At 66.0% G+C, this 13,960-nt stretch carries 11 protein-coding genes; all 11 read left to right on the forward strand.

The genetic code is table 11. The features are described from left to right. On the forward strand, positions 1–1,371 hold a 1,371-nt coding region (locus ON22_RS36240; RefSeq protein ID WP_051157015.1), incomplete at its 5' end, for a SpoIID/LytB domain-containing protein. Between the two features lie 85 nt (positions 1,372–1,456). Next, positions 1,457–2,230 carry a MerR family transcriptional regulator gene (locus ON22_RS00600; RefSeq protein ID WP_033244442.1) on the forward strand — a complete coding sequence of 258 codons (774 nt, stop codon included), beginning with the start codon at positions 1,457–1,459 and terminating at the stop codon, positions 2,228–2,230. A 136-nt stretch (positions 2,231–2,366) separates the two neighbouring features. Beyond that, positions 2,367–2,996 (forward strand): hypothetical protein, encoded by a 630-nt coding sequence (locus ON22_RS00605; RefSeq protein WP_033243833.1) that lies wholly within the window; start codon positions 2,367–2,369, stop codon positions 2,994–2,996. A 186-nt stretch (positions 2,997–3,182) separates the two neighbouring features. Next, a complete protein-coding gene (glf, locus tag ON22_RS00610; protein ID WP_033244443.1) occupies positions 3,183–4,412 on the forward strand; it encodes a UDP-galactopyranose mutase in 1,230 nt (409 codons plus the stop codon). After that, positions 4,409–6,343, forward strand: coding sequence for a glycosyltransferase (locus ON22_RS00615; protein WP_051157016.1), 1,935 nt, complete (start codon positions 4,409–4,411; stop codon positions 6,341–6,343). Before glf ends, ON22_RS00615 begins: the two co-directional genes overlap by 4 nt. A gap of 5 nt (positions 6,344–6,348) precedes the next feature. Continuing rightward, positions 6,349–6,915, forward strand: a complete 567-nt coding sequence (locus tag ON22_RS00620; RefSeq protein WP_051157035.1) for a phosphatase PAP2 family protein — start codon at positions 6,349–6,351, stop codon at positions 6,913–6,915. A gap of 1 nt (position 6,916) precedes the next feature. Continuing rightward, the gene (locus ON22_RS00625) at positions 6,917–7,843 is read left to right on the forward strand and encodes a decaprenyl-phosphate phosphoribosyltransferase (protein WP_033243834.1); all 927 of its coding nucleotides are present in this window, start codon (positions 6,917–6,919) and stop codon (positions 7,841–7,843) included. Next, positions 7,821–9,797 (forward strand): arabinofuranosyltransferase AftB family protein, encoded by a 1,977-nt coding sequence (locus tag ON22_RS00630; protein ID WP_033243835.1) that lies wholly within the window; start codon positions 7,821–7,823, stop codon positions 9,795–9,797. The genes ON22_RS00625 and ON22_RS00630 overlap by 23 nt, the downstream gene beginning before the upstream one ends. Before the next feature lie 170 nt (positions 9,798–9,967). Further along, complete coding sequence (locus ON22_RS00635) at positions 9,968–11,062, forward strand: alpha/beta hydrolase (protein WP_051157017.1); 1,095 nt, start codon at positions 9,968–9,970, stop codon at positions 11,060–11,062. Between the two features lie 286 nt (positions 11,063–11,348). Further along, positions 11,349–12,398 (forward strand): alpha/beta hydrolase, encoded by a 1,050-nt coding sequence (locus tag ON22_RS00640; protein ID WP_033243836.1) that lies wholly within the window; start codon positions 11,349–11,351, stop codon positions 12,396–12,398. Between the two features lie 436 nt (positions 12,399–12,834). After that, positions 12,835–13,854: an alpha/beta hydrolase gene (locus ON22_RS00645; protein ID WP_081595227.1), complete on the forward strand. Its 1,020-nt coding sequence runs from the start codon at positions 12,835–12,837 to the stop codon at positions 13,852–13,854. Positions 13,855–13,960 lie beyond the last annotated feature (106 nt).

The raw sequence follows: 13,960 nt of genomic DNA on the forward strand, positions 1-13,960 counted from the left end.
TCGGTCCGGTTGCAGGGTTACGACGGCGCCGAACCGGTTGTCTTCTCGGATGCGGGTGCCCGGGTGGCGGGGCGGGTGCTCGAACCCGGCGAGGCCGCCCGGCTGATACCCCTGCCGGACGGCGGCGCGCATGTCGTGGTCACCGACGGGTGTGCGGGCGGCGTGCTCTGGGAGACCGCCGTCGACGACCCTTGGGTCTATCCCGTCGACCCGAACCCCAACCGCCCGGCGAACGAACACCTCACCCTGTGCGGAGGTGGCGCGTACCGCGGATCCGTGGGCGTGGCCACCGAAAACGGCGACCCCCGCACGGTCAACCGGGTGGACGTCCAGGACTATCTACTCGGCGTGATCCCCGCGGAGATGCCCGCAGGCTGGGACCCCGTCGCGCTCGGGGCCCAGGCCATCGCGGCGCGCTCCTATGCTCTCGCCGAGACACGCTGGCCGTACGCGCAGACCTGCGATACCACCGACTGCCAGGTCTACAGCGGTACCGCCCAGGAGGATCCGCGCACCACCGCCGCGGTGGAGGCCACCGCAGGCCAGGTGCTGCTGCGTGACGGGCGGATTCTGCGGTCCGAGTACTCCGCCGCGCCCGACGGCGGGCAACCTGCCGATATCCAGACTTTCGAGGTGGGCCCGACCCCCGCGGAGCTCGCGGTCGCCGGTCCCATGCCGGCCGCGCCGGGCGACCCGGAGATCCAGGCCGCGCGCCCCGACGGGTCCACGCCCGGTATGCCCGGCAACTCCGTACCGCCGGCATCACCGGAAGGCGATAAGACCGCACCGAACGCGGGCGCCCCGGTGCCGCGGACCCCCGAGGGCAGTCTGCCGACGTCACCGGATGGGACGAATCCGGTGCTACCCGGCCTGAAACCGGGCGAAACGCCCTCGCCGATCGATACTGCCTACGCGGAGATGGGCGGCGCACGCAGTGTGGTCGGCCTGCCCGTCACCCCGGAAATGGCGCTTCCCGACGACGCCGGTAGCTACCGAATGTTCGAGAACGGCGTCATCGTCTACACGCCGACGCTCGGGGCGCAGGTCGTCGACTTCACCACGCTGATGCAGATGGTGCCGAACCTGGAGGAGCCCGCGGTGGGCAGCGCAGATTCGGAAGCAACCGAACCCGGCACGGGCACTCCCGGAACGAGCGAACCCGGAACCACCGAATCGGGTAGTTCGGGAGCCGCCGGAGGCGACCCCGATACCGCTCCGGGCCGCGTGCCGGCGGGTCGCGCCGGGGCCGCAGACGTACCGGAAACCCCCGCCGGCGGGCCTGCGCTGCAGGGGGACCGCCCGGCCGCCGTACCGGGTGCCCAGAAAATCCCTACAGACATGGAGGCGACAGACCTCTTCGACGGTGCGTGAACGCCGCCTCACGACCGCTTGACCTTTACGCTGCGTCAACTTGCACGCTGGAGGAACCGACGCGATACGGAAGAGGTGAGTGGTCGTGGGTGCGGGTTCGGGCACCGGCGAATGGTCCATCCAGGAGCTGGCCGGGGCGGCCGGTACCACCAGTCGCACACTGCGCCATTACGGGCAGGTGGGACTGCTGCCGCCCAGCCGGATCGGCGCCAACGGATACCGCTACTACGACGAGCGTTCCCTGGTGCGGCTGCAGCGGATCCTGCTGCTGCGCGAACTCGGTGTGGGTCTACCCGTGATCGGGGAGATCCTGGCCGGGGAGAAGGACGCCGCCACCGCACTGCGCGCGCAACTGGACCTGTTGCAGGGTGAACAGGACCGGATCCGCCGCCGGATCGAGTCGGTACGCACCACGCTGGGCAAATTGGAAAGAGGTGAACGACTCGTGGCGGCAGAAGTTTTCGAAGAATTCGACCACACGCAATACAAGGACGAGGTCACCGAGCGCTGGGGCGCCGAGGCCTACGAGCGCGGCGACCGCTGGTGGAATGCGCTCACCACGGCACAGAAACAGCAGTTCCAGCAGGATCAGCTCGATATCGCCGCGGACTACGGCCGGGCGTGGCAGGCCGGGCTGGCGCCGGACAGCGCCGAGGTCCGGGCGATCACCCGGCGGCACTACGAATGGGTGACGGCGGGCTGGCAGGGCCGCCGGCCGAGCGCGAAGGAATTCGCCGGACTCGGTGAAATGTATGTCGCGGACGAACGTTTCGGTATCAACTACGACCGGCACGGTAAAGGCACGGTGGAGCTGGTTCGCGACGCGATGAAGTACTACGCGGACACCTATCTCGAATAGAAAACGGGCCGGCGCAGGTGTCCGCACACGAGAAAGTGTGCGGACACCTGCGTTTCACAATGGGTGGGACGAGACGTCGGCGAACTCCATTGCGGCGCGGTAGAGTTCCCGAAAACCTTTATCAGGGGGAGGTCCCATGAGTTATCCGTATGGTCAGCCGCCGCACCAACCGGGATACCCGGCACCGGGTCCCGGTTACCCGGCCCCGGCCTATGCGGCCGCACCCGGCCCGTACGGGCACCCGCAACCCGCGCCGAGCGGGGGAACCGGTATCACCGCAGGCATCCTTGCGTTGCTGGGTGCCCTCTCCAGCGTCGGTATGGCCATCTCCATGTTCATCCTGACCGCTGCCACCTCGGAGAGTTCGCTCACCAACGGGGCGGCGCTGGCCACCGGGGCGCGCCGGCGCAGCAGCTCCTCCAGTAGCAGCAGTAGCAGCGGCACCGACGTGGATATCGATTTCGAGGGCGTCGGCATCATCTGGGGAATTCTGTACCTCATCGTGGCGGTGGCCCTGCTGGTCGGCGGGATCATGCTGCTGAAACGGAGCAGCGCCGGCCGCACCACGGTGATCGTCGCGTGCGTCGCGTTCCTCATCGTCTCGATTTTCGGATTCGGGATCACCGCGATCATCGCCGGTCTTTTCGCTCTCGGGACCCTGATCCTGGCCTCTCTCGGTTCGACCAAGCGGTGGATCGACGCGGCCCGGATGCCTGCCGCGCCCGCCATGGCGGGCGGCTACGGACCCGCTCCGTACGGCTACTGACGGTCCAGGAATCACCGAACTGTCCGACCATGGAGCCCGGCCGGTCGAGCTCACCGGTGCATCCTGTACCGATGCCGGGCGGCACGGTTCCGGCCCCAGATGTCCGGAACCCATCTCACCTGCTGTTACCAACAGTCCGCTGATCCCGACTGGCGCCGGGAAATGCTTCCGATACGCTGGGCTCCCGTGACCGCCGCATCGTCTCCGGGTAACTCAGATAACAACGCACAGTTCGACCTGATCGTCGTCGGCTCCGGTTTCTTCGGGCTGACGGTCGCCGAGCGCAGCGCGAATTTACTCGGCAAGAGAGTCCTCGTGCTGGACCGCCGTCCGCATATCGGCGGTAACGCCTATTCGGAGCCCGAACCCGAAACCGGGATCGAAATACACAAATATGGTGCACATCTGTTCCACACCTCGAACAAGCGGGTTTGGGACTATGTCACGCAGTTCACCGAGTTCACCGGTTATCAGCATCGTGTTTTCGCCCTGCACAAGGGCCAGGCCTATCAGTTCCCGATGGGGCTGGGGCTGGTCTCGCAGTTCTTCGGCCGGTATTTCACTCCGGAGGAGGCCCGCGCGCTGATCTCCGAGCAGTCCGCCGAGATCGAGACCGCCGACGCGCAGAACCTCGAGGAAAAGGCCATCTCGCTGATCGGGCGCCCGCTCTACGAGGCCTTCGTCCGCGATTACACCGCCAAGCAGTGGCAGACCGACCCCAAGGAACTGCCGGCCGGCAATATCACCCGGCTGCCGGTCCGCTACACGTTCGACAACCGCTACTTCAACGACACCTACGAGGGCCTGCCCAAGGAGGGGTACACGAAGTGGCTGGAGAACATGGCGGCCAGTGAACTGATCGAGGTCCGGGTGAACACCGACTGGTTCGACGTGCGCGACGAGTTGCGTGCGCAGAACCCGGATGCCCCGGTGATCTACACCGGCCCGCTGGACCGCTACTTCGACTACGCCGAGGGCGAGCTGGGCTGGCGCACGATCGACTTCGAGACCGAGGTCCTGCCGACCGGTGACTACCAGGGCACATCGGTGATGAACTACAACGACGCCGACCCGCCCTACACCCGCATCATCGAACCCCGGCATTTCCATCCGGAGCGGGACTATCCCACGGACAAGACGGTCATCATGCGCGAGTACTCGCGTTTCGCCCAGACCGGCGACGAACCGTACTATCCGATCAACACCCCTGAAGACCGAGCCAAACTGACTGCGTATCGCGCGCTGGCCAAGCAGGAGACCGCCGCGGCGAAGGTCCTGTTCGGCGGCCGCCTCGGTACCTACCAGTACCTGGATATGCATATGGCCATCGCGAGCGCACTGAACATGTTCGACAATGTGCTGCGGCCGCATCTGGAATCGGGTGCACCGCTGGCCGAGGAGAACAACGACGTATGACCTCTGCATCACTGACGCACAGCGCGTCCGCCACCCGTGCGAAATCACTCCTGCAGCGGGTGATCCTGCCCCGTCCGGGTGAGCCGCTGGATGTGCGCACTCTCTACTTGGAAGAGTCGGCGACCAACGCGCGGCGCGCACATGCCGGCACCCGGACCTCGCTCTCGGTGGGCGCGGAGTCCGAGGTGTCGTTCTGCACCTATTTCAACGCGCTGCCGGCCAGTTACTGGCGGCGCTGGAGCATCCTCGATTCGGTGGTGCTGCGGCTGGAGCTGGCCGGGCACGGGCGGGTCGATATGTACCGGTCCAAGGCCGACGGCTCGCGTATCCACGTGCAGGGCCAGGAGTTCGCGGTGGCGCCCGGCGCCGAAACCGTGACACTCGAACTGGAGACCGATTTCGGGCCGTTCGAGGACGGCGGCTGGCTCTGGTTCGATATCACCACCGATACCGCGGTGACGCTGGTGTCCGGCGGCTGGTACGCGCCGATCGAAGCGCCCGGCGAGGGCCGGATCGCAGTCGGTATGCCGACCTTCAACCGCCCCACCGACGCGGTGAAAACGCTGGCCGCGCTCGGCGCCGACCCGCTGGTGCTGGCACAGATCGACGCGGTGATCATCCCCGATCAGGGCACCCGCAAGGTTGTCGACGAACCCGGTTTCGACGAGGCCGCTGCCGTACTGGGCGACCGGCTCGCCATTCACGATCAGCCGAATCTCGGCGGATCCGGTGGATACAGCCGGGTGATGTACGAGGCACTGAAATCGACCAGTGCCGAATTCATCGTCTACATGGACGACGATATCGAGATCGAACCCGATTCGATTCTGCGTTCCCTGGCTTTCGCCCGTTTCGCCGAATCTCCGGTGTTGGTGGGCGGCCAGATGCTCAACCTGCAGGAACGTTCGCACCTGCATGTGATGGGCGAGGTGGTCGACCGCAATATCTTCATGTGGTCGGCGGCGCCGAATGTCGAATACGATCACGATTTCGCGAAGTACCCGCTGCGTGACCGGGACAATTCGAAACTCCTGCACCGGCGTATCGACGGTGATTTCAACGGCTGGTGGACCTGCGTCATTCCGCGGCAGGTGGCCGAACAACTCGGGCAGCCGCTACCGCTGTTCCTGAAATGGGACGATGTCGAATACGGGTTGCGAGCCCGGGAAGCCGGTTATCCGACGGTCACCCTGCCGGGTGCCGCGGTCTGGCATATGGCGTGGAGCGATAAGGACGACGCCATCGACTGGCAGGCATATTTCCATCTGCGCAACCGCCTGGTCGTGGCCTCGCTGTACCAGCCGGGTAACGGGCGCGCCATGATCGCGCATACGGTCAAGGCGACCGTCAAACATCTGCTCTGCCTGGAATATTCGACGGTCGCCGTCCAGAATCTGGCGATCCGCGATTTCCTGGCCGGTCCGCAGCGCCTTTTCGAACTGCTGCCCAGCGCGCTGGGCGCGGTACACGAACTGCGCAAACGATATCCGGACGCGGTGACCCTGCCGTCCTCGACCGAACTACCGCTGGCCAGCGGTATCGGGGTCGGCGCGGTGGCCGAACCGGCCAACCCGATCGCCAAGATCGTACGGCTCGGCAAAGGCGTGCTGAACAATCTGCGGCCGGCGCATCCGGAGCATCACGAGCGCCCGCAGCTCAATGTGCCGACCCTGGACGCGCGCTGGTTCCTGCTCTCCCAGGTCGACGGAGTCACCGTCACCACCGCCGACGGGCGCGGTGTGGTGTACCGGAAACGGGATCCGCGGCAGGCCTACGGGCTGCTGCGCGAAGCGCTGCGATTGCGTAAGGAACTCGCCGACCGGATGCCGGAGATGCGGCAGCGCTATCGTGCCGCGCATGCCGAACTCACCGGTACCGCCGCGTGGGAGAAGGTTTTCGGTATCGACGGTAGTACGGAGACCCAGCGGTGAATGCGATGAACCCCAGCCTGCAGGATTCGGCCGCCGGGCAGGCCCCGCCCGAGGTGAAGATCATCGAGGCGGTGCAGGGTGCCATCGCGACCCCGCCGGTGATCTCGGCGGCGCGCGGTATGTCGCATTTCGGTGAGCATGCGCTCGGCTGGGTCGCGATCGCCGCGGCCGGTGCACTCGCCGACAAGCCCCGCCGGCGGCAGTGGGCCGGGGTTGCCGTCGGCGCCGTCGGCGCGCACGCGGCGTCCATCGTGATCAAGCGCATAGTGCGCCGCCCGCGACCCCATGCGCCGTCGGTGCAGGTCAACGTCGGTACGCCGAGCAAACTCAGCTTCCCGTCCTCACACGCGACGTCGACAACGGCGGCGGCGGTGCTGCTCGGAAAATTGACCGGGCTACCCTTGCCAGCGGTGCTCGTACCGCCGATGTTGCTGTCCAGGGTCGTTCTCGGGGTGCATTACCCCTCCGATGTGATCGCCGGTTCCGCGCTCGGCGCCGCGTCCGCCGCCGTCCTGCTCGCCGCCGAAAAGAGACTCGACAGTGACCGTACAAGACGAAAAGGCGCTGCCTGATATGAGTGAAGAGCCCACCGGCGTCGATCTGGCCGAGTCCGAGGTCAAGGGACCACCCAAGACCTTGGTCGGTGGCCTGATCAAGGCCGCACGCCCGCGCCAGTGGGTGAAGAATGTCCTGGTGCTGGCGGCGCCGATGGCCGCCGGGTCGGTCACCGATCTGGATGTGCTCGCCCACGTCGGGATCGCGTTCGTGGTCTTCTGTATGGCCGCCTCGGGTATCTACCTGGTCAACGACGCGATGGATGTCGAGGCCGATCGGGCCCATCCCACCAAACGGTTCCGTCCGATCGCGGCCGGTGTGGTTCCGGTGAACCTGGCCTTCGCGCTGGCGGCGGTGCTGCTGATCGGCTCGATCGGGCTCTCCTTCGTGGCGAACTGGCAGCTCGCCGCCGCCATCGGCGTGTACGTCGGCGTCCAGCTGGCCTACTGCTTCGGTCTCAAGCACCAGGCCGTCCTGGATATCTGCATCGTGTCCTCGGGCTTCCTGCTGCGCGCGGTGGCCGGTGGTGTGGCCGCCGGAATCCCGCTGTCGCAGTGGTTCCTGCTGATCATGGCCTTCGGGTCGCTGTTCATGGCGGCCGGTAAGCGGTATGCCGAACTACAGCTGGCACTTTCGACCGGGGCCAAGATTCGCAAATCCCTGGAGTACTACACCCCGACCTACCTACGATTCACCTGGAGCCTGGCTGCCACGGCGGTCGTGGTCTTCTACGGACTGTGGGCTTTCGAACAGGGTGCGGCCAAAGATACGGAGTGGTTTGCTCTCTCGATGATCCCGTTCACCGTCGCGATTCTGCGGTACGCCGTGGATGTCGACGGTGGTGAAGCGGGGGAGCCGGAAGAGATCGCCTTCGGAGACCGCGTCCTGCAGTTGCTCGCCATTGCCTGGATCGGAGCGGTAGGTGTCGCTGTCTATCTCTTCTGACGAGATTGCGGTAGCCGAACAAGAAAAGACCGGCGAGGGGGCTGCCACCGAGCAGTCCCGCTCGTCGGCGCGTCCCACCTGGATACCGCGTGCGGTGTTCGCGGGTGGGATCGTGGCGACTGTCGCGCTGTTCGCCTTCGGCGCCTGGCAGCGGCGCTGGATCGCCGACGACGGTCTCATCGTGCTGCGTACCGTGCGCAATCTGCTGGCCGGTAACGGCCCGGTGTTCAACCCGGGTGAGCGGGTGGAGACCAACACCAGTACGGCATGGACCTACACGGTCTGGTTCTTCAGCTGGGTGACCCAGGCCCGGCTCGAGTATGTCGTCCTGGGCGTCGCGCTGACACTGTCGCTGCTGGCGCTGGTGTTCGCGATGTTGGGTACGGGCAAGCTGTGGGGTCCGGCCTCGTCGACGCTGCTGCTACCGGCCGGTGCGCTGGCCTATATCGCCGTCCCGCCGGCCCGCGACTATGTGACCTCCGGCCTGGAGAACGGCCTGGTCATCTGCTGGATCGCGCTGCTGTGGCTGCTGCTGATCCGCTGGAGCAAAGCTGAACGCCCCGGCGTTCCCGGGTTGCTGGGACTGGCATTTCTCGCGGGCCTGGCCCCGCTGATCCGGCCGGAGATGGCGGTGGTCGGCGGACTGGCGCTGCTGTTGATCTTCTTCGCTCCGATGCCGGCCTCGCGGTTGCGGCCGTGGCTGCTGCGCGGCCTGATCGTCGCTGTGGCCGGCGCGCTACCGCTGTGCTACCAGGTCTGGCGGATGGGTTACTACGGGCTGCCGTACCCGAACACCGCGGTCGCCAAGGATGCGGGCGGGGCCAAATGGGGGCAGGGCCTCACCTACCTCTGGGATCTCGCGGGCCCGTATTACCTCTATGTGCCACTGGCGATTCTGCTGATCGCGGGCCTGGTGGCGGCGCGGGTGTACCGTGCCGAACCGGTCGTCGTGGATCGTGCCGCGGAGCAGAACCCGGCGGGAGAGAAGCCCGGTCGATTGCGCCGGCTGCGCGAACGGCTGCGGACCCCGGCCGCAGTGGTCACGCTGGTGCTGGGCGCCGCGGTGATCCTCACCGTCTACGCACTGCGGGTCGGTGGCGATTTCATGCACGGCCGGATGCTGCTGCCGCAGCTGTTCCTGTTCCTGCTGCCGGTTGCGGTGCTGCCGCTGCGGTTGCCCGAGGGTGGAGTCCGGGCATTGACACGCCGGGACGCCCCGGCCTTCGGCCTGCTGGTGGTTGCGCTGGCGGGAACGGTGGTCTGGGCCCTGATGGCTTCGGGGACCACCGCGATCCAAACCGGAACCAAGATCGATGACTCCGGTATCGTCGACGAACGTATCTACTACGTCCTCAACACCGGCCATGACCACCCGATCCGCGCCGAGGACTACCTCGACTACGCGCGGATGCGGCCCATGGTGGAGGCCATCGAGAACACGCCCGACGGTGGCCTGCTGCTGAATTCGCCCTCGTTCATGTTCTGGTATATCGCACCGCCGCCGGTTCCGATTCCGCCGGATGGCGCGGGGCATACGGTCTACTTCCTCAACCTCGGTATGACCAGCATGAATGTCGGGCTGGATGTCCGGGTCATCGATCCGATGGGTCTGGCCTTCCCGTTGGCCGCGCATACCGAACGACTCGAGGACGGCCGTATCGGTCACGACAAGAGCCTCTACCCGGACTGGGTGATCGTGGAAACCGGCATGGTGGACCGTAAACCGTGGCTGCCCTGGTACATGGACGAGGACTGGGTGGAACAGGCCCACGTCGCCATGTCGTGCCCGCAGACCCACGCACTGCAGCTGTCCTACAAGGGGCCGTTGACCTTCGAACGCTTCAAGCACAATCTGTTGAACGCCTTCGATTTCGCCTCCTACCGCATAGATCGCGTCCCGGAGTATGAGATTCAACGCTGTGGCCTGGTCGATCCCGTACCGCCGGTGCGCTGAGCTGCCCTTTCACCGATAGCCTTTCGGCACTGCCGGATCGGCGTGGGTTCCCGGCGGGCGGCTGTGGGCGTGTCACGCTATTGTGCTGGCGTCCGTTCTCGGTACGCACGCAGCCGGGAACCGGCGTCGGACCACGCGATCGATGGGTCGCACGACGGAGGGTGGGAGTAATGCGAGGCGTTATCGGCCGCGGCCAACGGACCGGCCACCCAGGGCGGCGGCTGGGCAACCGGCTGAAACGAGCGGCGCTGCTCTCCCTGGCGGTACTGCTGCCGGTGGGAATGTCGGTCGCCGGTCCGGACGCTCCGGCCTCGGCGCGTTTCGATCCCGCTTTCGGGTTCGACTTCTGGGTCGAATCCCCGGAGATGGGGCCGATCAAATCGCGTATCTTCCGCGCCGCGGACGGCAACACCGGCCGGGTGGTCTACGCGCTGGACGGGATGCGCGCCCGCGACGATCTCAGCGGCTGGGAGATCGATACCGATGTCGCCCGTGAGCTCACCAAATGGAATATCAACGTGGTCATGCCGGTCGGCGGCCGCTCCAGCTTCTACGCGGATTGGAACGCGCCGAGCAATTTCTTCGGCCTCGGCAGTTCCGGTAGCGCCGGCGATGCCAGCGGGTCGGCGGCGGATTCGGGTTCGGGGCTCGCCTCGGGTTCGGCGGCCGGGCTGGGCCGGTCCAACACCTACAAATGGGAAACCTTCCTGACCCGTGACCTGCGCTGGGCGCTGCGCGACCGGCTCGGCTTCAACCCGAACGGAAACGGCGTCTTCGGGCTGTCCATGGGCGGCAGCGCGGCACTCGCCCTCGCGGCATACCATCCGGACCAGTTCCGGTACGCGGCCTCTTATTCGGGCTACCTGAACGTATCCGCGCCCGGTATGCGTGAGGCCCTGCGGGTGGCCATGCTGGACGCCGGCGGTTTCAATATCGACGCAATGGCGCCACCGTGGAGCCCGCAGTGGCTGCGGATGGACCCGTTCGTCTTTGCGCCGATGCTGCGCGCCAACAACACCCGGCTCTGGATATCGGCCGGGAGCGGGCTGCCCGCGGCCGCGGACGGGCTTGATATGCACACCGTGAACGCCATGGGGCTGGAGGCACTGGCGCTGGTCAACACCAGGGCATTCCAGGCCCGCATGATGTCGCTGGGCGCCCAGAACGTCACCTACGATTTCCCGGCTGTCGGCGTGCACAACTGGCGGTACTGGACCGAAGAGGTGTACCGGATGATCCCGGATCTCTCGGCGAATATCGGCTGATCCCGCCCGCCTTGACCGGACCGGACGGTTTGTTTTGCGGAGACGTTGCCGCGCCCGTTCACTGGGGCGCGGGGCAACGAAATCGCAGCCGCGCCACGCGTATGCACGTGACCTGCGCCACTATCTGGCAACATGAACATGCATCTGGCCGATTGATGCGCCAGGAACATGTATCCAGGTAACGGCTCCCGTATCCAACGGGTGCTGTGGTCTATGTATCCGATATGGGGCCGGTAACGTAGCTCGTGGTTTGCTGTCCGGCTGTCCAGGCGAAAGGTCTAGTCGAATGCGAAGTGCGCGAAGGCTCAGATCGGTCCGATCCCGGCGGTGGATCGGTCGTTGGGCACTGGGTATCACCGTGGCACTGCTCGTCCCGCTCGCGGTGTCGCTGTCCGATACGGGCGCCCCGGTCGAGGCGGCACCCAACCCTCGGGGATTCGATTTCGTGGTCGATTCCCCCGAGATGGGCCCGGTCAGGTCACGGATCTTCCGGGCCAAGGACGGCAACACCAACCGCGTCGTCTACGCCTTGGACGGTATGCGCGCCCCCGAGACGCACAGCGGCTGGGAGTTCGACACCAATGTCGCCGACGCGCTCACCGACTGGAATATCAACGTCGTCATGCCGATCGGCGGTATGTCCAGCTTCTACGCCGATTGGAATGCGCCGAGTTCGTTCTTCGGGGCACCGCCGACCGGGTCGTCGTCGGGTTCCGGCGCACTCAACGTGATATCCGAAGGGCCGGGCAAAAGCTATCGCTACGCCTGGGAAACGTTCATAAATCAGCATCTGCGCTGGGCATTGCGCGACCGGCTCGGATTCAACCCGTACCGCAACGGCGTATTCGGATTGTCGATGGGCGGCAGCGGCGCACTGACCCTGGCCGCCTATCACCCGGACCAGTTCAGTTTCGCCGGTTCCTACTCCGGCTACCTGAACATCTCCGCGCCGGGTATGCGTGAGGCCATCCGGATGGCCATGATCGATGCCGGTGGGTACAACGTCGACTCCATGGCGCCGCCGTGGGGTCCGCAGTGGCTGCGGATGGATCCGTTCGTTTTCGCGCCGTTGCTACGCGACCACAACACCCGCCTGTGGATATCCGCCGGTAGCGGGTTGCCCGCCCCGGCCGACGGATTCAACGGCAATACCGTGAACGGAATGGCGCTGGAGGCGCTGGCGCTCGCCAACACCCGGTCGTTCCAGCTGCGGATGATGTCGCTGGGTGCGAACAATGTCACGTACTCGTTCCCGCAGGCGGGCATCCACTCCTGGACGTACTGGGAAGCCGAAGTACATCGGATGATTCCGGATTTGTCCGCGAATATCGGATAACCGGCGGTTGGGGGGCCGGGACCGGCCCGCGCGACCACAGCAGTGTGCCCGCCACCGAGACTTCTCGGTGGCGGGCACACTGCTGTCGATGGGAATTCGCCCATGGTTCGTATTCCGTTACACAACCCCGGTCAGAGCACGATTTCGATAACGGAGGAATATCACGGCCCACCGAGACATCAACGCTTCGGCAAGGTATCGTCACGGGGCGATCACAACGTTCTCGCGGCGGATTTCGGCCATCCGATCAGCACGGCCTTGCTTGGGCTCGATGAGGTCGAATAAGGTCCAGCGAGCGCATCTGTGACCAGATCGTTGTAGCGCTGTCGGCCGATGGTTGGTCGGGACCGGCCGCCGGCGCCGCCGAGGAGAAACGGGGTGTTGTCCGCGCAGCGGTGGCGTACAACACCACAACAGCAGAAAGAGAGCAGAATTCATGCGTTTCGGCAGGGCAGCCGGCCCGAAGAGAAGTATTGGGCGGTCTCGGGCACCTCGCAGTTGGCGTAACCGGATTCTGGCAATCGGTGCGGCGGCATTCGCGCTACCGGTCGCTGCGGGTCTCGCGGCTCCGACCGCCGTGGCCTCGCCGGCGACGCCGGTCCACCGGGCGGGCCTGGAGGAACTGATGGTTCCCTCCAGTATGGGCCCCATCAAGGTCCAGGTGCAGTGGGCGGCGCGCGGTGGTAACGCCGGGCTCTACCTGCTCGACGGTCTCCGCGCCCGCGAAGACCGCAACGCCTGGTCCTTCGAGACCAACGCGCTCCAGCAGTTCGCGAACGACAACATCTCGCTGATCATGCCGGTCGGCGGCCAGTCCAGCTTCTACGCCGACTGGTACTCGCCCAGCAACACCAACGGCCAGAAGTTCACCTACAAGTGGGAAACGTTCCTCACTCAGGAACTGCCCGCGTTCCTCGAGGGCCACGGTGTCTCCCGCACCAACAACGCGATCGCGGGCCTGTCGATGGGTGGTAGCGCCGCGCTGGCGCTGGCCGCCTACCACCGGGACCAGTTCAAGTCGGCCGCTGCCTACTCCGGCTACCTGAACATCTCGGCGCCGGGTATGCGTGAGGCCATCCGGATCGCCATGCTGGACGCGGGCCGCTACAACGTCGACTCGATGGCCGCCCCGTGGAGTCCGCAGTGGCTGCGTATGGACCCGTTCGTCTTCGCGCCGCAGCTGCGCGGCCTGCCGATGTACATCTCGGCGGCCAGCGGGCTGCCGGGTCCGCACGACAAGCCGGCGGGTGCGATCGGTGCGTTCAACACCGGTAACGCCATGGCACTGGAAGCACTGTCGCTGGTGAACACCCGCGCCTTCCAGTCGCGGCTGAAGTCGCTCGGCATCAACGCCCACTTCGACTTCCCGAACGTCGGCACCCACTCCTGGAAGTACTGGGAGAGCCAGCTCTTCGCTTCCCGCAAGATGTTCCTGGATTCCACCAACGGCTGGTGACAAGAACGACACGCTGATCGGTTGCCGCTGAACCGATAGCACCGCGCAACGGCGCCACCTGCAAAGCAATACGAGCAGGTGGCGCCGTTGCTGTTTCCGGGTCACG

Source organism: Nocardia carnea NBRC 14403 (assembly GCF_000308515.1).
GTDB lineage: Bacteria > Actinomycetota > Actinomycetes > Mycobacteriales > Mycobacteriaceae > Nocardia > Nocardia carnea.